The sequence below is a fragment of the Syntrophorhabdaceae bacterium genome, from assembly GCA_035541755.1.
Lineage (GTDB): Bacteria > Desulfobacterota > Syntrophorhabdia > Syntrophorhabdales > Syntrophorhabdaceae > PNOF01.
In genome coordinates this window covers 1-21534 of the sequence record DATKMQ010000093.1, presented here as the reverse complement: position 1 = coordinate 21534, position 21534 = coordinate 1, and the positions used below count along the sequence as shown (strand labels likewise).

General features: G+C 51.4%; 28 protein-coding genes and 1 other RNA gene. 27 read left to right on the top strand and 2 right to left on the bottom strand.

What is annotated here, in order from left to right; translation table 11 throughout:
* The first annotated feature begins 38 nt into the window (after positions 1 to 38).
* The 12 genes from VMT62_08910 (at position 39) to VMT62_08855 (ending at position 8849) form a co-directional block, all read left to right on the top strand.
* Positions 39 to 281 (top strand): acyl carrier protein, encoded by a 243-nt coding sequence (locus VMT62_08910; protein ID HVN96534.1) that lies wholly within the window; start codon positions 39 to 41, stop codon positions 279 to 281.
* 18 nt (positions 282 to 299) lie between these two features.
* Complete coding sequence (gene fabF / locus VMT62_08905; protein HVN96533.1) at positions 300 to 1541, top strand: beta-ketoacyl-ACP synthase II; 1242 nt, start codon at positions 300 to 302, stop codon at positions 1539 to 1541.
* Positions 1538 to 1993 (top strand): ribose 5-phosphate isomerase B, encoded by a 456-nt coding sequence (gene rpiB, locus VMT62_08900; protein HVN96532.1) that lies wholly within the window; start codon positions 1538 to 1540, stop codon positions 1991 to 1993. Before fabF ends, rpiB begins: the two co-directional genes overlap by 4 nt.
* On the top strand, positions 1990 to 3237 hold the full coding sequence (glyA, locus tag VMT62_08895; GenBank protein ID HVN96531.1) for a serine hydroxymethyltransferase: 1248 nt from the start codon (positions 1990 to 1992) through the stop codon (positions 3235 to 3237). The genes rpiB and glyA overlap by 4 nt, the downstream gene beginning before the upstream one ends.
* Positions 3234 to 3782: a cytidine/deoxycytidylate deaminase family protein gene (locus VMT62_08890; GenBank protein ID HVN96530.1), complete on the top strand. Its 549-nt coding sequence runs from the start codon at positions 3234 to 3236 to the stop codon at positions 3780 to 3782. The genes glyA and VMT62_08890 overlap by 4 nt, the downstream gene beginning before the upstream one ends.
* A 6-nt stretch (positions 3783 to 3788) precedes the next feature.
* Positions 3789 to 4256, top strand: coding sequence for a transcriptional regulator NrdR (gene nrdR / locus VMT62_08885; protein HVN96529.1), 468 nt, complete (start codon positions 3789 to 3791; stop codon positions 4254 to 4256).
* An 87-nt stretch (positions 4257 to 4343) separates the two neighbouring features.
* Positions 4344 to 5447 (top strand): bifunctional diaminohydroxyphosphoribosylaminopyrimidine deaminase/5-amino-6-(5-phosphoribosylamino)uracil reductase RibD, encoded by a 1104-nt coding sequence (gene ribD / locus VMT62_08880; protein HVN96528.1) that lies wholly within the window; start codon positions 4344 to 4346, stop codon positions 5445 to 5447.
* The gene (locus VMT62_08875) at positions 5428 to 6075 is read left to right on the top strand and encodes a riboflavin synthase (GenBank protein ID HVN96527.1); all 648 of its coding nucleotides are present in this window, start codon (positions 5428 to 5430) and stop codon (positions 6073 to 6075) included. The genes ribD and VMT62_08875 overlap by 20 nt, the downstream gene beginning before the upstream one ends.
* A gap of 4 nt (positions 6076 to 6079) precedes the next feature.
* The gene (locus VMT62_08870) at positions 6080 to 7285 is read left to right on the top strand and encodes a bifunctional 3,4-dihydroxy-2-butanone-4-phosphate synthase/GTP cyclohydrolase II (GenBank protein ID HVN96526.1); all 1206 of its coding nucleotides are present in this window, start codon (positions 6080 to 6082) and stop codon (positions 7283 to 7285) included.
* Between the two features lie 9 nt (positions 7286 to 7294).
* Positions 7295 to 7783, top strand: coding sequence for a 6,7-dimethyl-8-ribityllumazine synthase (ribE, locus tag VMT62_08865; protein HVN96525.1), 489 nt, complete (start codon positions 7295 to 7297; stop codon positions 7781 to 7783).
* Positions 7756 to 8190, top strand: coding sequence for a transcription antitermination factor NusB (nusB, locus tag VMT62_08860; GenBank protein ID HVN96524.1), 435 nt, complete (start codon positions 7756 to 7758; stop codon positions 8188 to 8190). Before ribE ends, nusB begins: the two co-directional genes overlap by 28 nt.
* 143 nt (positions 8191 to 8333) lie before the next feature.
* Positions 8334 to 8849, top strand: coding sequence for an NYN domain-containing protein (locus VMT62_08855; GenBank protein ID HVN96523.1), 516 nt, complete (start codon positions 8334 to 8336; stop codon positions 8847 to 8849).
* 19 nt (positions 8850 to 8868) lie between these two features.
* Here VMT62_08855 and VMT62_08850 read toward each other — a convergent pair whose 3' ends face one another.
* Together VMT62_08850 and VMT62_08845 are read right to left on the bottom strand one after the other, a co-directional pair.
* Entirely contained in the window at positions 8869 to 9318 is a 450-nt protein-coding gene (locus VMT62_08850) for a DUF3795 domain-containing protein (protein HVN96522.1), read from the bottom strand.
* Positions 9319 to 9328: 10 nt separating this feature from the next.
* Positions 9329 to 9763 (bottom strand): C-GCAxxG-C-C family protein, encoded by a 435-nt coding sequence (locus VMT62_08845; GenBank protein HVN96521.1) that lies wholly within the window; start codon positions 9761 to 9763, stop codon positions 9329 to 9331.
* Positions 9764 to 9901: 138 nt separating this feature from the next.
* Here VMT62_08845 and selA point away from each other — a divergent pair, with 138 nt between their 5' ends.
* The 15 genes from selA to VMT62_08770 all read left to right on the top strand — a co-directional run bounded on the left by selA (position 9902) and on the right by VMT62_08770 (position 21481).
* The gene (gene selA / locus VMT62_08840; protein HVN96520.1) at positions 9902 to 11299 is read left to right on the top strand and encodes an L-seryl-tRNA(Sec) selenium transferase; all 1398 of its coding nucleotides are present in this window, start codon (positions 9902 to 9904) and stop codon (positions 11297 to 11299) included.
* The gene (locus VMT62_08835) at positions 11289 to 12326 is read left to right on the top strand and encodes an RluA family pseudouridine synthase (protein ID HVN96519.1); all 1038 of its coding nucleotides are present in this window, start codon (positions 11289 to 11291) and stop codon (positions 12324 to 12326) included. Before selA ends, VMT62_08835 begins: the two co-directional genes overlap by 11 nt.
* A 1-nt stretch (position 12327) precedes the next feature.
* Positions 12328 to 13035: a peptidoglycan editing factor PgeF gene (pgeF, locus tag VMT62_08830; protein HVN96518.1), complete on the top strand. Its 708-nt coding sequence runs from the start codon at positions 12328 to 12330 to the stop codon at positions 13033 to 13035.
* A 35-nt stretch (positions 13036 to 13070) separates the two neighbouring features.
* Entirely contained in the window at positions 13071 to 15197 is a 2127-nt protein-coding gene (locus VMT62_08825) for an ATP-binding protein (protein ID HVN96517.1), read from the top strand.
* A 61-nt stretch (positions 15198 to 15258) separates the two neighbouring features.
* On the top strand, positions 15259 to 15705 hold the full coding sequence (smpB, locus tag VMT62_08820; GenBank protein ID HVN96516.1) for an SsrA-binding protein SmpB: 447 nt from the start codon (positions 15259 to 15261) through the stop codon (positions 15703 to 15705).
* Position 15706: 1 nt separating this feature from the next.
* Positions 15707 to 16060, top strand: a transfer-messenger RNA (tmRNA) gene (gene ssrA / locus VMT62_08815).
* A 176-nt stretch (positions 16061 to 16236) separates the two neighbouring features.
* The gene (locus VMT62_08810) at positions 16237 to 17463 is read left to right on the top strand and encodes an integrase arm-type DNA-binding domain-containing protein (protein HVN96515.1); all 1227 of its coding nucleotides are present in this window, start codon (positions 16237 to 16239) and stop codon (positions 17461 to 17463) included.
* Positions 17464 to 17653: 190 nt separating this feature from the next.
* Complete coding sequence (locus VMT62_08805; GenBank protein HVN96514.1) at positions 17654 to 18217, top strand: hypothetical protein; 564 nt, start codon at positions 17654 to 17656, stop codon at positions 18215 to 18217.
* A 66-nt stretch (positions 18218 to 18283) separates the two neighbouring features.
* Positions 18284 to 18439: a hypothetical protein gene (locus VMT62_08800; GenBank protein ID HVN96513.1), complete on the top strand. Its 156-nt coding sequence runs from the start codon at positions 18284 to 18286 to the stop codon at positions 18437 to 18439.
* Positions 18440 to 18494: 55 nt separating this feature from the next.
* Complete coding sequence (locus tag VMT62_08795) at positions 18495 to 18707, top strand: AlpA family phage regulatory protein (GenBank protein HVN96512.1); 213 nt, start codon at positions 18495 to 18497, stop codon at positions 18705 to 18707.
* A 105-nt stretch (positions 18708 to 18812) separates the two neighbouring features.
* A complete protein-coding gene (locus tag VMT62_08790) occupies positions 18813 to 18941 on the top strand; it encodes a hypothetical protein (protein HVN96511.1) in 129 nt (42 codons plus the stop codon).
* The gene (locus VMT62_08785) at positions 18938 to 19894 is read left to right on the top strand and encodes a hypothetical protein (GenBank protein ID HVN96510.1); all 957 of its coding nucleotides are present in this window, start codon (positions 18938 to 18940) and stop codon (positions 19892 to 19894) included. The genes VMT62_08790 and VMT62_08785 overlap by 4 nt, the downstream gene beginning before the upstream one ends.
* Positions 19895 to 19905: 11 nt before the next feature.
* A complete protein-coding gene (locus tag VMT62_08780) occupies positions 19906 to 20193 on the top strand; it encodes a hypothetical protein (GenBank protein HVN96509.1) in 288 nt (95 codons plus the stop codon).
* Positions 20194 to 21003: 810 nt separating this feature from the next.
* Positions 21004 to 21165 (top strand): hypothetical protein, encoded by a 162-nt coding sequence (locus VMT62_08775; GenBank protein HVN96508.1) that lies wholly within the window; start codon positions 21004 to 21006, stop codon positions 21163 to 21165.
* Positions 21166 to 21175: 10 nt separating this feature from the next.
* Positions 21176 to 21481: an LPD28 domain-containing protein gene (locus tag VMT62_08770; GenBank protein ID HVN96507.1), complete on the top strand. Its 306-nt coding sequence runs from the start codon at positions 21176 to 21178 to the stop codon at positions 21479 to 21481.
* Positions 21482 to 21534: the final 53 nt, after the last annotated feature.

The following is a 21534-nucleotide window of genomic DNA, read 5'->3' as shown; positions in this document are numbered from 1 at the left end:
CAGAGACAGCATTTTTTAATAAAACAGGAGGTGGCTTAATGTCAGCAGTAATGGAAAAAGTAAAAAAGATGATTGTGGATCAACTCGGGGTTAGCGAATCGGAAGTATTTCCGGAAGCAAAGTTTATTGATGACCTTGGGGCAGATTCTCTTGATATCGTGGAACTTATTATGGCGCTCGAAGATGAATACGGCATCGAGATTCCCGATGAAGACGCGGAGAAGATGGCCACTGTCGGGGATGCGATAAAATATATTGAGGACCGTCTTGCCGGTAAATAAACGTATGAGGTGGATGTTTTGAAACGAAGGGTAGTTGTAACAGGTGTCGGGCTTGTCACTCCGCTCGGCGTCGGTATAGATAGTGTATGGCAAAAGGTTGTAAACGGCGAATCGGGTATCGGCCCGATTACCCGTTTCGACGCGGCTGCCCACCAAACAAAATTTGCCGGTGAAGTCAAAGGATTCAACCCCGAAGACTATATGTCTCCCAAAGAGATAAAGAGGATCGATCTGTTCATCCAGTACGCGCTTGCCGCCACAAAGATAGCGGTAGAAGATTCCAGGCTTGATATGGCGGGAGAGCAGGCCGACCGTGTGGGTGTTATCGTGGGCACGGGACTCGGAGGGCTCCCTACACTGGAGAAATATCATAGTATTCTGCTCGAGAGGGGACCGAGCAGGATTTCACCGTTCTTCATCCCCATGCTCATTGCAAACGAAGCGCCGGGCCATATCGCGATCCAGTACGGCATGAAAGGGCCGAACCTGAGTATTGTCACGGCTTGCGCAACGGGCGCCCATTCTATAGGCGATGCGGCACGGGCCATCCAGTATGGTGACGCGGACGTTATGGTGGCGGGCGGCACGGAAGCGAATCTCACACCGCTGACGGTAGGCGGATTCAACGCCATGAAGGCGCTCTCCACAAGAAATGACGCACCCGAGCGGGCATCGCGTCCCTTCGATAAGAACAGGGACGGCTTTGTTGTTGCCGAGGGCGCGGGTGTTGTGATCCTCGAAGAACTCGAACATGCGAAAAGACGGGGTGCAAAGATATATGCGGAACTTGTCGGTTACGGATACAACGGTGACGCCTATCATATTACCGCTCCCTGTCCCGACGGCGAAGGCTTCATACGGTGCATGAATATGGCGCTTAAAGACGGCGGCTTATCGCCTGACGATGTAGACTATATTAACGCTCACGGGACCTCCACAGATCTCAACGACCATACGGAGACCATCGCAATAAAAGCGGTATTCAAGGACAGGGCACACAAAATACCGGTGAGTTCTACGAAGTCCATGGTTGGTCATCTTCTCGGGGCCGCAGGGGCCGTGGAAGCCATTTTCAGCCTGCTCGCCATGCGCGACAATATCTGTCCGCCGACGATCAATTATGAGACCCCTGATCCGGATTGCGACCTGGATTATGTGCCGAACAAGGCGCGCAAACAGCATATCGATTGCGTGCTCTCCAATTCCTTTGGTTTTGGCGGCACCAATGGTGTTTTGATTTTTCGGAGATTTACGCAATGAGGATTGTCATCGGGTCCGACCATGCCGGTTTTGAGCTCAAGGAACAGGTGAAGAAGGTTCTTTTGCAGCGGCAAGAGACCGTGACCGATGTGGGCGCGAGCGGAGAAACCTCCGTGGATTATCCCGATTTCGGATTCAAAGTGGCTGAGTTAGTTTCGCGAAAAGAGGCGGACAAGGGGATTCTCGTCTGTGGGACCGGCATCGGCATGAGTGTGGTTGCCAACAAGGTGAAAGGCGTGAGGGCCGCCCTTGTTTTCGATCTCTATACGGCGATCCAGAGCAGGCGCCATCTCGACGCAAATATTCTCGTGCTTGGCGGCAGGGTGACGGGGAGCGGTCTTGCTGAAGAGATAGTCAAGGCCTGGCTCGATACTCCTTTTGAAGGCGGCAGGCATCAGGCAAGAATTGAAAAGATTGAAGCCTGGGAAAACTCACATATGGGTAAGCCATGAAACTCGAAGGAAACGACAAAAAAGTATTTGAACTTGTAAAGCAGGAGCTCATGAGGGAGGAATACAGCCTCATCCTTATAGCCTCTGAAAATTACGTAGACGCAGATGTTCTGGCAGCCCAGGGCTGCGTTCTCACGAACAAGTACGCCGAAGGGTATCCCTCGAAACGCTATTATAGCGGCTGCAGGTATTTGGACGAAATCGAGAGCATCGCCATGGAGCGGGCGAAGATCCTGTTCGGGGCGGACCACGCGAACGTACAGCCCCACTCGGGCTCATCCGCAAATATGGCCGTGTTCTTTGCCGTGCTCGACAGGGGAGATACGGTCCTCGGCATGGACATCGCCCACGGGGGCCACTTGACCCACGGTGCTGCTCCGAGTTTTTCCGGGAAATGGTACCGGTCCGTTTCGTACCAGGTATCGGCCAAAGATGAGATGCTTGATTACGACGAGATAAGGCGCATCGCGCTCAAGGAAAGACCGAAACTCTTGATCGCAGGGGCGAGCGCCTATTCAAAGATTATCGACTTTGAGAAGTTCCGTGAGATCGCCGATGAGGTCGGGGCGTATCTTCTCGTTGACATGGCCCACATCGCCGGCCTTGTGGCCGCAGGTCTTCATCCAAACCCGGTTCCTCACGCCCATTTTGTAACGACGACAACGCACAAGACGCTCAGAGGACCCCGCGGCGGACTCATCCTCTGTACCAAGGAATTCGCCAAGAAGATCGATTCAGCCATATTCCCGGGGATCCAGGGCGGCCCCCTTATGCACGTGATCGCGGCAAAGGCGGTCGCACTCAAAGAGGCGATGACGAATGAATTCAAAGAATACCAGCGGCAGATCATTAGGAACGCTCAGTACCTGGCAAAATGCATGGAAGGCCGCGGCTACCGGATCGTCTCCGGAGGCACGGATAACCATCTCTTCCTTGTGGATCTCACACCGAAGAACGTGACTGGCAAAGAGGCGCAGGAATCCCTTGAAGAAAGCGGGATCATGATAAACAAGAATCTCATCCCCTTTGACACAAAGAGCCCGAATACGACGAGCGGCATACGTATCGGGACCCCGGCGGTTACGACTCGCGGTATGAAGGAAAAAGAGATGGAAACCGTTTGCGAATTTATCGACACGGTCTTAAAGGACATTCATAATATAGAGCTGCGGATGAACACAAAAGACGCGGTAAAGGCATTGTGCAAGAAGTTTCCTTTTTATTCCCGGATCTATGATATATGAAGAATGGCCGGCCTGATTGGGATTCCTACTTCATGGGGATCGCCCGCATTGTTGCTCAAAGATCAACGTGTTTGAGACGAAACGTGGGAGCCCTCATCGTGAAAGGCAAGAGGATCCTTGCAACCGGCTATAACGGAGCGCCGTCAGGGCTTACGCACTGCATGGACCTTTCGTGCCTTCGTGAGCAAATGAAGATTGCCCCCGGGGAGCGACACGAGTTGTGCAGGGGGTTACACGCCGAGCAGAATGCGATCATCCAGGCTGCATTCCACGGGGTGTCAATAAACGGGGCGGACCTCTATTGTACCCACCTGCCCTGTTCAATCTGTATCAAGATGCTCATCAATGCCGGGATCAAAAAGGTCTTCTACGTTGATGGCTATCCCGACGATCTTTCAATGAAGCTCATCGATGAATCAACGATCGTCCTTCAGAAGGTTGTCTTGAACAGTGCTGAAAATGTCACGCCCGCCTCCAGGCTAAAGAAGGCAAAGTCCAAAAGGCCCGGGGTTAAACGGCAACCAAGAGCGAACAAAGGTGTTTGATACGGCATGAAATGTCCCTACTGCGATGATTTGGAGAGCAAGGTCCTCGATTCGAGACTGAGCAAAGAGATGGATACCATCAGGCGCAGGAGAGAGTGCCTAAAGTGCGGCAAGCGGTTCTCAACGGCGGAAAGGATCGAAGAGGGACTTCCGCTCGTTATCAAGAAAGATGACAGGCGGGAAGTCTTTGACCGAACAAAGATTCTGAATGGGTTAAAGAAGGCCTGTGAAAAAAGACCTATCAGTGTGACCGCCCTGGAAAAGATCGTATCGCGGATCGAATACAATCTTCTCGAAAAGGGCGAACGGGAAATCAAGGCTTCTGAAATCGGAGCGATGGTCATGGAGGAGTTGCGCAAGCTTGATGAAGTGGCGTATGTGCGTTTCGCCTCTGTCTACCGGCAATTCAGAGATATCAACGAATTCATGAGCGAATTGAAAGACCTTCTTCTGAAAAAGGAGGAGGAAGAGTGATGAGCGGTGCGGTGGGCCTCATTACGAAGTGTTCAATAAATTCCCACCGGTCATAAGCGCCTTGTAGTAATTGAAGAGGTATCTCACGTGAAAGATGAGCAGTATATGCATATGGCTCTTAAGCTCGCCCGGAAAGGGCTTGGTACCACATCCCCGAACCCCATGGTCGGCGCCGTCCTGGTAAAGGGCGGAAAAGTCATCGGGACGGGATACCACAAGAAATCGGGTGGCCACCATGCTGAGGTGGCGGCTATCCATGATGCCAAAGAAGAGGCAAAGGGTGCGACGCTCTATGTGAATCTTGAACCCTGCGTGCATCAGGGAAAGACACCGCCCTGTACGGACGCTGTCATTCAGGCGGGTATCAAAAAGGTCGTCGTCGGAATGCTTGACCCGAATCCTCAGGTGAACGGAAGAGGCGTGCAGACGCTTCGAAAGGCGGGCATGGAAGTAAAGGTTGGCATGCTTGAGGAAGAGGCGAAGAGACTCAACGAGGCATTCATCGTTTCAATGGAACGCAAGAGACCTTTCTTTACGATGAAGGGGGCCGTTTCCCTTGACGGAAAGCTCGCTACCAAGACGTGCGACTCCAAATGGATTTCCAATGAAGAATCAAGAAAGCACGCCGACAGCCTGCGCTCCGTATCGGACGGGATTATGGTCGGCATCAATACGGTCATCGCTGATAACCCGCTTCTCATTCCAAAGATGACCCGGCCTAAAAAAATCCCCGTGAGGATCGTCCTCGATTCAAAGCTCCGCATACCACTCGCCTGTGACATGGTCAAAACCTCAGAGAAGTACGCAACGTGGATCTTTACCGGCGATGATGCACGCCCCGATAAAGAGGCGAAGCTGAAATCCATGGGCATCGACGTCATCAGGGTGCATAGAGACGAAAATGGAAGGGTATCGCTCGCTCAAATTTGCGACGAATTGTATAAAAGAGGTATTGTCAGTGTCCTCGTTGAGGGGGGCGGAGAGGTGAACAGCTCCCTTCTCAAGGAAGGGCTCATCGACAAGATCGTTCTGTTCTATGCCCCCATTATGATCGGCGGTAAGGCCTCATTCAATCTCGTCGGCGGCAAAGGTATCGATTTTCTCAAGGATGCTTACCGGATAGACATTGTGACGCTCAAGCGCTTTAAAGACGATATCTGTATAGAAGGATATGTTCACAGGAATCATTGAAGATATAGGCGTCATTTCCAATATCCACAGGATGAGCGGCCGGTCCCAACTCACCGTCAAGACGGCCCTTCAGGCGGCAACAATCCGGGAAGGCGATAGCATAGCGGTAGATGGCGTCTGTCTCACGGTCGTAAAGACGGGTAGCGGTATCTTCTCGGCCGACGCTTCCCTTGAGACCCTCACGTTGACGACGCTGAAAGAGAAAAGGGTCGGCGAGCGGGTGAACCTTGAGCGGGCCATGAGCGCGGAGAGCCGTTTCGGCGGTCACCTCGTGACGGGGCATGTGGACGGGACAGGCACGATCCTCGAGCTCGGGGGATCGGGCGATTCGACGCGACTTGTCATCGATCTCGCAAGCGGGCTCGCCCGTTATATCGTGAAAAAGGGCTCTGTGGCCATTGACGGAATAAGCTTGACAGTCAACGAACAACGTGATAATACATTTACAGTTAACATAATTCCGTACACGATTTCTCGAACGACAATAGGCGAAAAGAACCTGCGGGATGTAGTCAATATTGAAACGGATATTATCGGCAAATACGTGGAGAGTTTTCTGATGAAGGACAAAGACAAAGGTATCGATAGGGATTTTCTCTACCGACACGGATTTATACAAGGAGAATAGAAAGATGGCGATTTCGAGTATCGAGGATGTGCTTCACGATATCCGGGAAGGCAAAATGGTCATCATTATCGATGACGAGGACAGAGAAAATGAAGGCGACGTGATGATCGCAGCGGAGAAAGCGACCGCCCAGGTGATTACTTTCATGGCACGCTACGCCTGCGGCCTTATCTGCTTGTCGCTCACCGAAGAGCGGGTCCGGCAACTCGATCTTCCCCTTATGGTGGAAGATAATACCTCGCCATACAATACGGCATTCACCGTCTCCATCGAAGCGAAGCACGGTGTGACTACCGGTATTTCAGCGCCCGACAGGGCACGGACAATAGAGGTGGCCATCGATGAAGGGTCTACAGCAGAAGATATCTCACGGCCGGGCCACATCTTTCCTCTCATGGCGAGAAAGGGAGGGGTTCTTTTTCGCGTGGGCCACACCGAGGCGTCGGTCGATCTTGCACGCCTGGCCGGGCTTAAATCCGCCGGGGTAATCTGCGAGATCATGAACGAAGATGGAACCATGGCGCGACTTCCCGATTTGGAGGTGTTCGCTGAGAAGCATGGCCTCAAGATCGTGACCATCGCAGACCTGATCAAGTACAAGATGAAGAACGAAAAGCTCGTGAGACGGGTGGTGGAAACCAGGATTCCCACGCGTTACGGCGGCGAGTTTACCCTTATCGGATACGAAAACGATGTGGACAAAGAAATGCATATGGCGCTCGTCAAGGGGGATATCACACCCGACGATGAGGTGCTGGTGCGCGTCCATTCAGAGTGTTTTACCGGGGACGTTTTGAGCTCCATGCGGTGCGACTGCGGCGAACAGCTCCACACGGCCATGAAGATGATCGAACGGGAGAAGAAGGGCGTTTTTCTCTACATGAGGCAGGAGGGACGTGGCATAGGGCTTCTCAATAAGCTCAAGGCGTACTGCCTCCAGGACCACGGCCACGATACGGTGGAGGCGAACCTGGCGCTCGGGTTCTCGCCGGACCTTCGTGACTACGGCATCGGCGCGCAGATACTTGCCGATATCGGCCTGAAAAAGATGAGGCTGCTTACGAATAATCCGAAAAAGATAAAAGGTCTTGAAGGATATGGCATTACGGTGACCGAAAGGGTGCCCATCGAAATGGAGCCGACAAAAGATAACGTCGCCTACCTCAGGACCAAACAGGAAAAACTTGGCCATATTCTCAATAATATATAAGGAGCGAATATGATACGAGAGGGCAAGCTCAATGCAAAGGGTTTCAGGTTTGGAATCGTGGTAAGCAGGTTCAACAGCTTCATCACCGACAGACTTCTTGAAGGTGCCCTTGATGCCTTGAAAAGACATGGGGCCGACGAAAAACAGATTGCAGTGTATAAAGTACCAGGCGCCTTCGAGATACCCCTTGTGGCGAAACTTTTGGCCAAGAAAAAAGAGATCGACGCCATCATCTGTCTCGGCACGGTGATTAAAGGCGCCACACCCCATTTCCACTACGTTGCCTCGGAGGTATCCAAGGGCATCGCCCAGGCGTCCCTCGAGGTCGAGAAGCCCATCTCTTTCGGAATCATAACGAGCGACAATATTGAACAGGCTATAGAGCGGGCGGGGACCAAATCGGGCAACAAAGGTTTCGACGCGGCCATCTCTGCCGTGGAAATGGTGAACCTCATAAAGGAAAATAGTTTGTGCGGCGAAGGAAAGCGAGAGAATTAGCACTGAGGATACTCTACCAGATAGAAACGAACAGCCAAGACGCTGAACGTGCACTGGCAAAATATTGCGAATTATTCCCCTACCAGCAGGATGTCATAGACTATTCAAAAAAACTCCTCGCCGGGATAGAGCGGGAAAAAGATCTCATCGACAGCCACATCAAAAGCGCCTGCGACCACTGGAGACTTGACCGGATTACGTATGTGGACATCAACATCCTACGGCTCGGCATATATGAGATGCTTTTCTCCGAGGACGTTCCTCCTAAAGTGGCCATCGATGAAGCGATCGAGATCGGCAAGAAATACGGCAGCGAGGATTCCCGTGAATTCATAAACGGTGTTCTCGACCGGGTTTTGAAAGATTTTTACAAGATGGAAAAAAAGGCCGGCGGTCAAGACGGATAAAAGAACCGGTTGCGATTGTATGGCGCATGTTTCAGGCGCATACGCGAGCTTGACTGACTTAAACGGCCCTGCAAATCAAGTCGGCAAGCGTATGAGGTGTGCCTCAGTATGATTGGCCTTAACGGATAAGCGCGGAGTTCTTTGTGACCCATCTCGTGATCGACGGATATAACTTCATCAACAGAAGAGCCGCGGGCGGCGTGCACGGGGACTCGAGCCTCGAGACGCTCCGTCGCGGATTGCTTGAAAAACTTTCCCGATACAAGAAGGAAAGGGGCGCGCACATCACCGTAGTTTTCGACGCGTACAAGAGCTTTTCCCTGTCGCGACAGAGGGAAAGTTACCGGGGGGTTGATGTCATCTATTCGGGTCAGAATGAGACGGCCGATGATGTGATCATCGGGTGGATAAGGCAGAAGCGCTCGGGCATGGTGGTTGTCACCTCGGATCGTGCAATTATCGACGAGGCGAAGGCGAAAGGCATCCCGTTTCTGACGCCGGTGAAACTTTCCGAGATGATGGCACAGACTGTAGTGTCGCCTGGTCAAGCCAAGGACGAGGACGAATATGAAGCGTCGTATCAGGGAAAGAAAAAAGGAAACCCGCGCAAGCTCCCCAAGAAACTTCGCAAGGTCGTAAAGACCATCGACAAACTATAAGCACGGTGCGATTCACGCGTTAGCTGTATCGCGCCTTGTCTTTTATCTCTTCGTAATATTTTTCGACGCCGATTTCTTTCATGCGGGTATTCATATTAATCCAGCGTTCTCTGAGATGGGTATCGAAGTTTGTCCTGTCGCAGGGAAATTCACCGCACTGAAAACAGAAATCAACACCCTTATCACGGAAGCAGGCAGCCACACCGCAATTGGAATAGAATCCGCAAGCACCCGTACGACAGCTCCGGCAGCCGGCTTGGGCAAAATGCTCAAGCAGCTCCTTGAATTGTGGATAATTATTGAAAACGGGCGAAAAGCCCGAGAAGCGTTCCGCGTACACATCAAAGGAGCCAAGAAGTTCTTTGAGTTTTTCCGCATGTTTCTTGATATCGCCGTCCGCAAATGCCATACACTTGCTGCAGTTGAGGCCACAGGGGGCGAGAAGCTTGAGTACGCCATCGTATTCCATACCGCGCACCTCATAATAGTTTTTCGAGTATCTTCACCGCGCTCTCCACATAGTTAGGACAGGAGGTTTTGAAGAGACCTTTTTGTTGAGCAAAAGAGAACCCTTGAGACGTGCTGATGTCGCAGCCGAGAAGTTCCCGGCACTCGATAGAGCCGTGCTCGCTCACGAAGAGGTCGGCAAACCTTTTTACGAAGCTGTTTGTCGTTTCTTTGGCCTGTTTGTCGTCGCTTCGCGTTTTGCCGTATTTAAGGCTTATGACCATGAAAGAGCCCGTCACGGCCCCGCATGTCTTTGCCATCTTGTCCATGCCGCCCCCGAAGGCGCAGGCAATCTTGAACGCCTGTGCCTCATCGAGCCCGAATTCATGGCAAAACGCGTGGAGCACCGACTGGGCGCAATTAAAGCCGCTGTCGAATGTGAGACGAGCGCGTTCTACTTTATTCATATCATCTATACCCCTTGAGTTAATTTTCTCTGTGGAATACAATCTTTGCATAGATAGGCCGATTATTCAACAGGAATGGTCTGCGGTTGATAAAGGGCATGTTGTGTGGTACAAATTAAACTCCGGGGGTTGTACGGCATGTCAAAAGAACTGTTGAGAAAGATACCCAAGGTCGACGAAATCCTGGCGAACAAGAACTGGGCGATACTTGTGCGAAACCACCCTGAAGAGGTGGCGAAAAACGCCCTACGGGAGTATCTCGATGAACTGAGGGGCGAGATCCGCGACGGAAAGGCACATTTAATACCAAAAACCGACGTGATCATTGAAGAGACGCGAAAGAGGACCGTTATACTCACCACCGCCGGACTCAAGCGCGTGATCAACGGAACCGGGATTATCATCCACACAAACCTCGGGCGCTCTGTTCTCGCAAAGAAGGCCATTGACGCCATTGTAGAGACGGCGTCGCATTACTCGAACCTCGAATATGATACGAGAACCGGCGAGCGTGGTGATCGCTACGAGCACTGCGTTGCAATTCTCAAAAGGCTCTGTGGGGGCGAGGCCGCCCTTGTGGTGAATAACAACGCGGCAGCGGTATTCTTAGTCCTCAATACCCTTGCGGAAGGCAAAGAGGTTCTTATTTCCAGAGGAGAACTCATTGAGATCGGCGGTTCCTTCAGGATACCCGATGTGATGAGGAAAAGCGGCGTGATCCTGAAGGAAGTGGGCACCACGAACAGGACATACATTGCCGATTACGAGCGGGCAATAAACGAAAATACAGGCGTCATCATGAAGGCGCACACGAGTAATTACCGCATCCGCGGCTTTGCGCATGAGGCGAGCTCCGAGGAACTGACGGCTTTAGGAAAGAAATATAACATTCCCGTATTTTATGACGCGGGGAGCGGTTTGCTGCATAACGTGAAAGTGCCTGGCGTTCTCGACGAACCGCTCATCATCCGGGAGGTCGCGAAAGGGTTTGATGTTGTCTCCTTCAGCGGGGATAAACTTTTGGGCGGCACCCAGGCGGGCATTATCGTGGGCGAAAAAACATGTGTTGACAGCATGAAGAAAAACCCCATGACCAGGGCATTCCGGCCCGATAAGTTTACCCTCGCAGGGCTTGAAAGCACCCTTCTCCTTTACCTCGATATGAAGACGGCCAAAGAACAGATACCCACCCTTAAGATGATTGAGGAAGACCCGAGCGTGCTCAAAAGACGGGCGAGACGCCTGGCGGGCGAGCTGAAAAAGAGATGCGACAATATAGACATCTCCGCCGTGGAAGTCCGCTCCGAAGTGGGGGGAGGGAGCTTCCCTGATGTGATCATACCCTCCTCAGGGATATCGCTTAAATTGCGCGCTATGACCGCTGCCGATTTGGAGAGGCGATTGAGAAGCCTGGACGTTCCCATTATCGGAAGGATCGAAAAAGAGACGCTCATCCTCGATATGAGGACCATCCTCAAAGAGGACGAAACCCTGCTCATAAAAGGTATTCAAGCCGTAGCCAGAGATGCCCGATAGCTTCCACATCGTTTCCGACCGGTCAGGCGTGAGGCTCGACGTCTTCCTCTCGGAAAAACTTTCCCTTACCCGGACAAAAGTTAAGGAAATGATCGACCAGGGCCACGTGCGCGTGGGAGGCAGCGTGGTCAAGTCTTCTTTGAAAATCAAGCCGCACATGGAAATAGAAGGCGAAATCCCCGAGGAAGAACCCTTAAGCCTTGCCCCGGAGGCGATCCCGCTCGATATCCTCTACGAAGATGAATATCTGCTCGCCATCGACAAACCGGCGCAGATGCCTGTGCATCCTTCCCTGGGTCATGCGTCGGGAACGCTCGTCAACGCAGTCCTCTCATACCTGGGGTATACCTCGCACGAAAATGGCGAGGGGCCATCCATGAACGTTGTGGGGGCAGGAAGTGTGCGCCAGGGTCAGTTGGGACAAATCGTTTACCAGGGCGGGCCTGGTTCTGCAGTCGGGCACTTAGCGCCCCCCGCTCCCCAAACGGGTCCTATAAATGTTCGTCCCGGCATTGTACACAGGCTGGACAAAGGTACAACCGGTGTGATTCTGGTCGCCAAGGACATGCGAACGCAGGAATTACTTTCGGCTCTTTTTAAAGAACGGGACGTGAAAAAGACGTATCGGGCGATCATCGAGGGACATCCCAAAAGGGAGGAATGGATTGTGCGGGGGAATATAGGGCGCCACCCCGTGGAGCGCAAGAAGATGGCCGTGCTCGCGAGAGGCGGCAGGAGCGCCGAGACCTCCTTCAGGGTGCTTGAGAGACTTGCCGGATGCAGCTACGTCGAGGCATGCCCCAAAACCGGCAGGACCCATCAGATCAGGGTGCATCTCGCGCATGAAGGGCACCCCGTGGTCGGTGATGAGATGTACGGAAAGAAGGCGAAAGCCTGGGCGTCAAGGCCACTGCTCCATGCGTACCGGATTGAGTTCGCCCACCCCGTCACGCACGTATCGGTAAAGGTCGAGGCATCGGTGCCTTACGACATGGAAGAGTTCATGCAAGGGCGAGGTAGGACGTAGAGTGTTTGCACGCAAACAGATAAACGATTGGAGCTATTACTATCTGCCCGAACTTCAGGAACGCGGTGTAACGCACGGGTTTTTCACGCGGCGCTCTCCCGTGCCTAAGCTTTTTTCGGAGCCGGACAATCAATTCCTTAAGCACTTTGGAATGAAAGACGCGGTGATCATGGATCAGGAACATGGCGATGCCGTGCACGTGATAGAGAAGGGCGAAAGGCCGCTAAAGGGCGACGGCCTGATCCTTGTTGAGCGTGGCGTAGCGGGCATTATCAAGACGGCCGATTGTCTTGCCATAATCCTTATAGAACCTGACTACCCCATGGCGGCCATTGTCCACGCGGGATGGCGCGGCACGGCAACAAAGATCGCGGCAAAGGCCGTGGAGAAAATGGCAAAGCTGGGGGCGCACACGGACAGCATCAGCGCTCTTTTCGGTCCTTGCATTCGCTCCTGTTGTTATGAAGTGGGCGAGGAGGTATACGGCACCTACCGGGAGCAGGGCTTCAGCGATGCCGTCTTCAAGAAAAAAGACGGCTCTTGGTACCTTGATCTCGCCCGGGCCAACCGGGAGCTCCTCTTAAGGTTAGGCGTTGACCGTATATACGACACGGGATTCTGTACCTTTTGCGCCGATGACATGTTCGCTTCCTACAGGAGGGGAGAGCGAACTACCCGCCAGATAAACTTTGTTTCTCTCAACGGATAAGGTATAATTAGACGTTAGACCCATCAACGGACGCCATGAAATATAAGAAGGAAATTACTTTTTCAGCGATCACTCTCGTGGTTTTCGGTCTCCTTGTGTTTCTGGAGGTGACGCTCCCGAATTTCGCGAGATTTCTGCCTGTGCGCGAGAACAAGTTCCTCGTGGTGGTCCTCAACATCAACCTTTTGCTCATCCTGTTTCTCTTTTTTCTTATCACCCGCATTTTTCTCAAGTCTTACATCGAAAAGAAGAGGGGCATATGGGGATCGAGCTTGAAAAAGAGGCTTACGTCAACCCTGCTTTTTATCTCTATTGTGCCTTCCTTCACCTTGTTTATTCTGGCCACAGGGTTCTTCTACGTGAATATGGATCGATGGTTCGGTCAGAAGATTGAGGATACCCTGGAGAACGCGCTTACCCTCTCACAGTATCACTACGAGGACATTTTTGATCGCTATGGCAAGATCGCCACGCTGCTCACCAGCGAGATCACGAAAAGGGGACTACTCGACAATGAACGCGCGCTCAAGAATTTCATGGCAAAGAACGAAAAGATATATTTTCTCGAGTACTTCTCGGTCTATGACCTGACCACCAAGGCCATCATAAAAAGTAACCCTGTAGACGGTATTGAGAAACAGCTTTTGGCCAAGGTCAAAACGGTCATGCGCGATCAGGAGGTGAGGGAAATTATCCCCGTGTCCGATGGTGAAATGATTATCATGGGCCGGCAGATTCTCGATGAGGACGGGACCCCTGAAGCCGTCCTCTTTATCGGCGATGCCATGAAGGTCCAGGGCACGGAGAGGATCAAGGAAATCGCTGCTGCGAGCAAGGAATTCAAGGAATCAAGGGTCATCAAGAAGGTTCTGAAATATAGCTTCATCGTGCCGCTCTTTCTTATTACCATGCTCACCATTTTTCTCTCCATATGGGTGGGGATAAAAATGGCAGCCGAGATTACGGTGCCTATCGAGAAGATGAAGGAGGGGGCCGCTATCATCGCGAGGGGCAAGTTTGACATCAACCTCGAGGACAGGGGCAAGGATGAAATCAGCACCCTGGTAAAGGCATTCAACAGCATGGCGAGCGAGCTGCAAATCGCCAAGAACGAGATCGAAGAGCGAAGACGGTACATGGAGGTCATCCTTGACAATGTGGCCACGGGCATCATATCCACGGACAAAACCGGCCACATCGTGCTTTTAAACAGGGCCGCCAAGCATATCCTCGGTGCGGAGAAAGAGAGCTGGCACGGGATCTCCTTGAGGGAGGTCTTCGGCAGCGATTTCAGGATGCTCACCAAGTCCTTTTTGAGAGAGGTGAAGACAACCGGCGAGACGAGCACCACCAAGGAATTGCGCCTGAATATCAAAAAGGATATTACCTACATCAGGGCCTCGCTGACGGCCCTTAAAGATGAGTCAAACAAGATCGAAGGGTTCATCGTCGCCTTTGACGATATTACGCACATCGTGAGGGCTGAGAAGCTTGCCACGTGGAGGGAAGTAGCCCGCAAGCTCACGCACGAGATCAAGAACCCGCTCACACCTATCCTGCTCTCGGCCGAGCGTATACGACGCAAGATCGTCCCGCATTCCGAGGGGGAGGATAAGGAAGCGCTCGACGAGGCAACCTCCGTGATCATACGTTCCGTTGATGACATAAAAGGGATTGTCAACGAGCTTACCAAACTCACCCATATCTCGCAGGCCAAGACCCTGGAAGATCTGAATGCCATTGTGGAAGAGACCGTGGACCTCTACAAGAACCTTTATCAAAACATCGCCTTCCACGTGGAGAGACAGCCCATACCCCATTTCAGAATGGACAGAGACGGCCTCAAAAGAGCCTTGATCAACCTTATCACGAACTCGGTAAAGGCCTTGAACGGGGACCAGGGCGCTATCGGAATCCGCACGAGATACGAAAAGGAAAGGTCAACGGCCATCATCGAATTCACCGACACGGGCAAGGGCATCGCCCCGGAGGACAAAGAGAGGATATTCGACCCCTATTTTACAAAAGACGAGGGGGGTACCGGCCTCGGCCTCGCCATTGTCCACGCAATCATCCTTGAACATCAGGGGAAAATAAACGTGGAGGACAATGTACCGAGGGGGACAAAATTCATCATCGAGTTGCCTGTGATGGAGGCCTGATTCGTCACAGGCCAGACCAGACCTTCTTTTTTAGCCTACCCTGTGTTATAATATTATATATATGAAGGCGATCTGTACGAATAAAAAGGCCTTTCACGAGTACCATATCGAGGAGAAGTTTGAAACGGGTTTGGTCCTCACCGGCACGGAAGTGAAGGCCTTACGGGAAGGAAAGGCGAACCTGAAGGATAGCTACGCCAGGATCAAAGACGGCGAACTCTTTCTCGTGAACGCCAACATCAGCCCCTATTCCTGCGGGAACATTTACAATCACGAGCCCAAGAGGACGAGAAAGCTCCTCATGCACAAGAGGGAGATCGCGAGGTTATCGGGGAAGGTGAAGGAGAAAGGTTATACGATCGTGCCGCTTTCGCTCTATTTTAACAGCCGGAACATGGCAAAGATGGAGATTGCTCTGGCAAAAGGAAAGACGCTCTACGATAAGCGGGAGAGCATCAAGAAGAAAGACGAAAGACGACTCATGGAAAGGGAGTCGAGAATACGATGAAGGGGGCGACTGGCTTCGACAGGGATGTAAGGGTCAAAGAGGCATGCCGGGTTACTGCTTACCCGTACCCAAGCGGAACTAAAAATAACTGCAGACTCTCACGAGTACGCACTAGCCGCTTAATCGCGGCTACGTCATACGGACTTTCCTCCTGCTTCAAGTCCGATATGGCGTCATGCAAGCGGGATAGCCACACCGGATGTCTATACGACGTGGCGAAAACTTATAGGCTGAGGATTCAAGAGAACCCGTTAGTGGGTGCTCTTTCGTCCGAGACGTAAAACGCTAACTAAGCATGTAGGCTCTTTGAAGACTTCTTTTCTGGACGCGGGTTCGATTCCCGCCGCCTCCACCATTTAGCAATACGGCATGATTCACTAGAGTGCGAAACCCGTTAGAAATAACGGGTTTTTTGTTTGCTATTTGTCCGATGGTGTGCTATAAATTTTATTATAATCCGGGGTCATTTGGGGTATAAATCAGGTAAATATACCCCCATACAAAAACAGATACCCCTAAGGAAAAAAGCCTATGGCGTTAAGTGATGCGAAGGTCCGCACCAGCAAGCCATCAAGAAAGCAGAAGAAATTCTTTGACGGCGACGGGCTTTTCCTTTTGGTCACTCCACAGGGCGGAAAATATTTCAGGTTCAAGTATCGTTTCGACGGAAAAGAAAAACTGCTTGCCCTCGGAACGTATCCTCGGGTTTCTCTTCTGGAGGCAAGGGCGCGAAGGGACGAAGCCAGGCGACAACTTGCATGCGGCATTGACCCCGGTGCTGTCCGCAAGGCACAGAAGCAGGCACAGACCGAAGACGTAGAGACCTTTGAAGTGATTGCTCGTGAATGGCATACAAAGTTCACCCTGACATGCACGCCTGGCCACGCGTCAACGATCATGAGCCGCCTGGAACGGGACCTGTTTCCGTGGATGGGTAAGCGTCCCATTGCAGGGATTAAGGCCCCTGAATTACTGGCGGCTCTTCGCCGAGTAGAAAGCAGGGGCGCTTTGGAGTCGGCTCACAGGGTTAAGACTATTGCCGGGCAGGTTTTCCGGTACGCAGTTGTCACTGGAAGGGCAGAGCGCAACCCAGCTGCCGATCTCAAAGGGGCTTTGCCGCAACCGGGAGAAAGACACCACGCGGCAATTACGGACCCGAAAGAGGTTGCCCCTCTTCTCAGGGCCATAGACGGCTACCAGGGACATTTTGTCGTGAAGTGTGCCTTGAGGCTTGCCCCAATGTTCTTTGCGCGTCCCGGGGAACTGCGTCAGGCGGAGTGGGCAGAGATTGACCTTGATGAAGCGGTCTGGAACATCCCGGCGCATAAGATGAAGATGAAGCAGGCCCACATCGTGCCCTTATGCCATCAAGCCATAGAGACACTGACGGAACTACGCGCATTGACCGGCGACGGCAGATATGTATTCCCTTCGGGCAGGTCATTGGCAAGACCGATGTCAAATAACGCCATAAACGCAGCCCTTCGCAGGATGGGATATGATAAGGACACTATGACCGGTCACGGCTTCCGGGCAATGGCCCGAACCATTCTTGATGAAGTGCTGCAAGCCAGGCCCGACTTTATCGAGCATCAGCTTGCCCATGCTGTCAGAGACCCAAACGGACGAGCGTACAACCGCACCGCGCATCTTGAAGAGCGTCGTAGGATGATGCAGGTATGGGCCGACTACCTGGATGGTCTGAAACAAGGCGCAAGCGTATTGCCGATGCACAAGCAGGCACAACAACAATCATGATCATGCATAACAAAGCTTGGGAGACGATCCGGCGACGCGCTCGACCTCGTGGCGGAGCATTAAACGGCACAGAACAGACGTGCCTAGGGGTCTGTCCGATAGGTTTACGAAATCAAACCAGAAACGAGTGTTTTATCGGAAAACAAAAAATATATTGACATCACCCAGTTAGTGTTCTAATATACACTAAATGAGTGCAATAACATCAGATAGGTTTACATGGAAATTCTGGTCCGCCGGAGAAATAGTCAAAAAACTTCACGGAGTAACCACAAGACAGATCCTTGACCTCGCAGAGAAACGTTTCATTACGCCTGCGAGGGAAACGATAGGAGCCGGATCACCGAGACTGTATGACTTTCAGAACATCTTTGAAATCTGTATTTGTTTAGCTCTGCGGGGAAAGATACCCGCCGGAATTGCGACAAAATCACTCGTAACGGAAATACTGGATGCAATCAAACAAAGGACGGGACACGCCCAAAAGGATGACGCAAAGGATAATATTACAGATTACCAAGAGAAAACGTTCGGAGAGGGTCTTAATCCAACATCACACATCATGGCGGGACCCCCGTTTGATCTGCTCCTTATTGCATATGATAATCGTAATAATTATTCATGTCATATAGCTTCCTACGACGAAACATTTAAGAAAGTGCTTCACAAGACCAAGAAATATCGGCCACAAGATTACTGCACTTATACTATCGAAGTATCAGCGCTGTGGACATATTTGAAGACCGTTTTTTGATGCATTTTTTTAGCTTTGGTAATTACATTACATGTTAGGTTATACATGCTATGGAAGATGACAAAAATGAATAGAAAGAAGAAGGTACCCGAGGACGAAATTGTGACGCCCGTAAGGAAGTCAAATTATGCCTTTGCACGTGCGATCCGGTCGTGTGTAAGGAAGACACCCCAGGCAATTCATCGCTGCAGTTTGATCGATGAGGCGACCAAAGGCAAATGAACGGAAGTCCCGAACACGGAAATGGAGAAACTTCTTCCTAAGGAGGATAACGAAAATGCTTGAGTCTCAAGAGGGTTGCAACGAACACCGCTTTTTGCGCCTACCGCAGGTGCTTGAAAGAATACCGGTGTCAAAGAGTACATGGTGGGCTGGTATCAGGAAGGGGATATATCCTAAGCCGGTGAAATTGAGCGTCCGGACGAGCGCATGGAAAGAAAGCGACATCAATACCCTCTGCGCCCGGCTTGAAGGAAAAGCAAACACGTGAAGCTCTGGCATATTTATCGTACCTCTGTGCTCGCTGACGGCTGCGGTTACAGAATGGTAATTGTGGTTGCTGCCAGTCAAAAAAACGCTTATGGAGGGTGAAACTATGGAACCGATTGACGCGATGCTGGCAAAAGAAGAGAAGGAGCGCAAAAAAGGATGGGTGGTGGAACCAAGCAATCCGGGAAGTCCCTGGGGCAATATTGCGGTATCAACAAAACGGTGTAAACCATGAGCCGATACCGAAATGTTAACTGTAAAATCTGGAACGGCGACAAATTCTCATTCTTGAGTGAACGCGCAAAGCTTGTCTTCCTCCATCTTTTAACCACTCCGTTCGGAACTCCGTTCGGGGCGTTTAAAATGTCTGTCTCCTGTCTAGCGGAAGAAGTCCGCATACCGCTGGAAGGGTATCGGGAAGCGTTAACGGAACTGTTTCAGAACGGTATGGTGAAGCACGATGAAAGGGCAATGTTTATTCTGATACCTCGGTTCATAAAACATAACCCACCGGCGAACCCAAATGTCGTGCAATCGTGGGCCGGAATCTTCAATGAGCTGCCGTCCTGTGATTTGAAGAATGAGTTCTATGCATCAATGTCAGATACCTGTAAAGGTTTAGGGGAACCGTTCGCGAAACGGTTCAGACAATACTTTAAGGAACCCACCTCAAAGGGTATCGGCATACAGGAACAGAAACAGAAACAGGAACAGAAACAGGAACAGGGGGGAGAAAAGGAAAGCGCGGCCGCCTCCCCGTCCGAATCGTTTGAGACAAAGCCTGAAAAAAGACTGTTCCTGGAAAACGTGTTCCTCACCTCCGAGGAGTATTTCAAACTCATCAAGAAATTTGGACAGGAAAAAACAGACTACTGGATCGAACAGGTCAATATCGCCCGTGGCAGAAACATCGAAGAATTTGACAGGAAGAGTACGTCGCACTACTACACGATCCTGTCCTGGGCTGATCTGAAGAAGGAGCGCGGCAAGTCCGACGATCCCCCACCGCCTAAACGCGGGAAGGGACCTGCATGTTACAAGGACAAGGAAGGCCGCATACGGCGAGTCGACACCCAGGAATTAGTAGGCGAATCGCCGCCAACCGAGAGCGTGAGCGACACAAGCCCAAAGCCTGAAGGTATGGTCAGGGGCGCAGTTCTGAGTATAGTCAACTCTGTATCAATGTAAAGGAGGCTGGTTTGAAAGACGTTCAAGTTGATGTCAAGGTCAGGCTCGATGACGTTGCTCTTTGTACGTCTCTTCTCGACGAAGGCGTTCCCGCAAAACAGGAACACAGAATCTTCCTCATGTGCAGGCTTGGCGCTCAGGTGTGCCTCGCATATGACAGTGAGATGTTTAAAAATCTTCAGTTCGAGTTAGAGTTCCAAGTAGCCAATGAACCTGATCCGTTAAGCGGAAGCGTGGGTCCTTCCGGCAGGCTGAAATGCTTACGAGGCGTTAAACCTCAAAAAACGAGACCTTTTTGAAAAAAAATGATGATAAAAAGAGAAGACCTGCATGCTTGTGAAAAAAAAGGAGATTGAAGGAGTGTTGAGGGAGCTTGTGAAAAAACAATAGCGTTGCCCGACAACGACCCCACTCAACTGCTCGAACTTGCGAAGCAGGCCCGAAAGAAAATATTAGCCGACGTACTTGTTCGCATAGGGAATGGATCAAGCAGTCCCTCCGATTGGAGACTTCTGCGCGACCTGCAAGCCGAAGCCGAATTATCCGCCAACCCGCAGGCTGAACCCGTCTTTCCTAATCTGCTCAAAGCTCTCGAATACCTGCATTCGCAGGGATACCGGATAAAAAAATCATCGCTGTACAATCACCGGAAAGCCGGACTTCTTAAATCCACGCCGGCCGGAGAATATGCCGCCAGCGAGCTCACAAATGCTGTCTCACGCACTTTTACGACATGACCCTTACACTTACCCTCATGAAAAATAACAATGCTGTCCTTGAGTCATGCAGAAACGATCTATTATCAACGAGTCACGAATGACAAAAACAACATAACGCTATACTAAACTTCTGATAACGATATAGAGCATAAATAAGGCACGACCGCCGCATCAAACATCGTGCCATCTGGGCGACAAAATAACTCATAAGTGCATGATTTTATTGTATTTTTCACTTGACAAACCATCTCATCTGAAAGATAATATTCTATAACATATGGATATCATTAACGATTATACGCAACCAACTAAGGGAAGAGCGGGTTTAATTCCCGTAATCTCTAAGGCCGCTTTCAAGGCCGAAACTCAATCGAAAAGGAGGTGAATCGCATGAACGCAAAGACGACGTATAAGCTCGACAAGGAAACGAAGGGCGCGGTGAGATACGCGGACACGAGAAAGAACTCCTCTTTCGGGCCGATCTACATCCGTAAGGAGCTGTTTGCTGGCAAGGAGCCGCCAAGAGAAATCACCATCGAAGTTTCTTTCTAAGGAGGATCGAATGTACGAAACAATCGGAATGACAGTTTCATTTTTCAATCGGGATGTTATCGGGAAATTTACTGATGTGCGAGAACACGCGCCCGAGGCCTTGCCCGGCTACCCTCACCGCTATGCTATCAGGCACGGTGATGACGGCGAGCCGGCAACGGTGGAGCCCTATGTGTTCGTGAACTTCTTCGGCTATGTCTACCTTAAGGAACCGCTCACCTTCCCCCCTGGCCTCTGCCTTGACATCAAGGAGTTCTGGTATCCGGACGACGCCAGCGTCTATGAGGAGGTGAGCGATGAACGGCGCAGTTCTTAAGGCGTTTCGCAGCATGGCTTACGATCTTCCCAAAGGTGAGACCGTTGAGATCA

Excerpts from the sequence above, each read along its gene's own strand:
- smpB (HVN96516.1), top strand. The coding sequence starts at position 15,259 with ATGAAGGCGATCTGTACGAATAAAAAGGCCTTTCACGAGTACCATATC.
- VMT62_08810 (HVN96515.1), top strand. The coding sequence starts at position 16,237 with ATGGCGTTAAGTGATGCGAAGGTCCGCACCAGCAAGCCATCAAGAAAG.
- nrdR (HVN96529.1), top strand. The coding sequence starts at position 3,789 with ATGAAATGTCCCTACTGCGATGATTTGGAGAGCAAGGTCCTCGATTCG.
- VMT62_08875 (HVN96527.1), top strand. The coding sequence starts at position 5,428 with ATGTTCACAGGAATCATTGAAGATATAGGCGTCATTTCCAATATCCAC.
- VMT62_08890 (HVN96530.1), top strand. The coding sequence starts at position 3,234 with ATGAAGAATGGCCGGCCTGATTGGGATTCCTACTTCATGGGGATCGCC.
- VMT62_08800 (HVN96513.1), top strand. The coding sequence starts at position 18,284 with ATGAATAGAAAGAAGAAGGTACCCGAGGACGAAATTGTGACGCCCGTA.
- selA (HVN96520.1), top strand. The coding sequence starts at position 9,902 with ATGTCAAAAGAACTGTTGAGAAAGATACCCAAGGTCGACGAAATCCTG.
- glyA (HVN96531.1), top strand. The coding sequence starts at position 1,990 with ATGAAACTCGAAGGAAACGACAAAAAAGTATTTGAACTTGTAAAGCAG.
- VMT62_08790 (HVN96511.1), top strand. The coding sequence starts at position 18,813 with ATGGAACCGATTGACGCGATGCTGGCAAAAGAAGAGAAGGAGCGCAAA.
- VMT62_08850 (HVN96522.1), bottom strand. The coding sequence starts at position 9,318 with ATGGAATACGATGGCGTACTCAAGCTTCTCGCCCCCTGTGGCCTCAAC.
- VMT62_08785 (HVN96510.1), top strand. The coding sequence starts at position 18,938 with ATGAGCCGATACCGAAATGTTAACTGTAAAATCTGGAACGGCGACAAA.
- VMT62_08805 (HVN96514.1), top strand. The coding sequence starts at position 17,654 with ATGAGTGCAATAACATCAGATAGGTTTACATGGAAATTCTGGTCCGCC.
- VMT62_08825 (HVN96517.1), top strand. The coding sequence starts at position 13,071 with ATGAAATATAAGAAGGAAATTACTTTTTCAGCGATCACTCTCGTGGTT.
- VMT62_08770 (HVN96507.1), top strand. The coding sequence starts at position 21,176 with ATGTACGAAACAATCGGAATGACAGTTTCATTTTTCAATCGGGATGTT.
- rpiB (HVN96532.1), top strand. The coding sequence starts at position 1,538 with ATGAGGATTGTCATCGGGTCCGACCATGCCGGTTTTGAGCTCAAGGAA.
- VMT62_08910 (HVN96534.1), top strand. The coding sequence starts at position 39 with ATGTCAGCAGTAATGGAAAAAGTAAAAAAGATGATTGTGGATCAACTC.
- VMT62_08835 (HVN96519.1), top strand. The coding sequence starts at position 11,289 with ATGCCCGATAGCTTCCACATCGTTTCCGACCGGTCAGGCGTGAGGCTC.
- VMT62_08845 (HVN96521.1), bottom strand. The coding sequence starts at position 9,763 with ATGAATAAAGTAGAACGCGCTCGTCTCACATTCGACAGCGGCTTTAAT.
- VMT62_08870 (HVN96526.1), top strand. The coding sequence starts at position 6,080 with ATGGCGATTTCGAGTATCGAGGATGTGCTTCACGATATCCGGGAAGGC.
- ribE (HVN96525.1), top strand. The coding sequence starts at position 7,295 with ATGATACGAGAGGGCAAGCTCAATGCAAAGGGTTTCAGGTTTGGAATC.
- VMT62_08775 (HVN96508.1), top strand. The coding sequence starts at position 21,004 with ATGAACGCAAAGACGACGTATAAGCTCGACAAGGAAACGAAGGGCGCG.
- VMT62_08795 (HVN96512.1), top strand. The coding sequence starts at position 18,495 with ATGCTTGAGTCTCAAGAGGGTTGCAACGAACACCGCTTTTTGCGCCTA.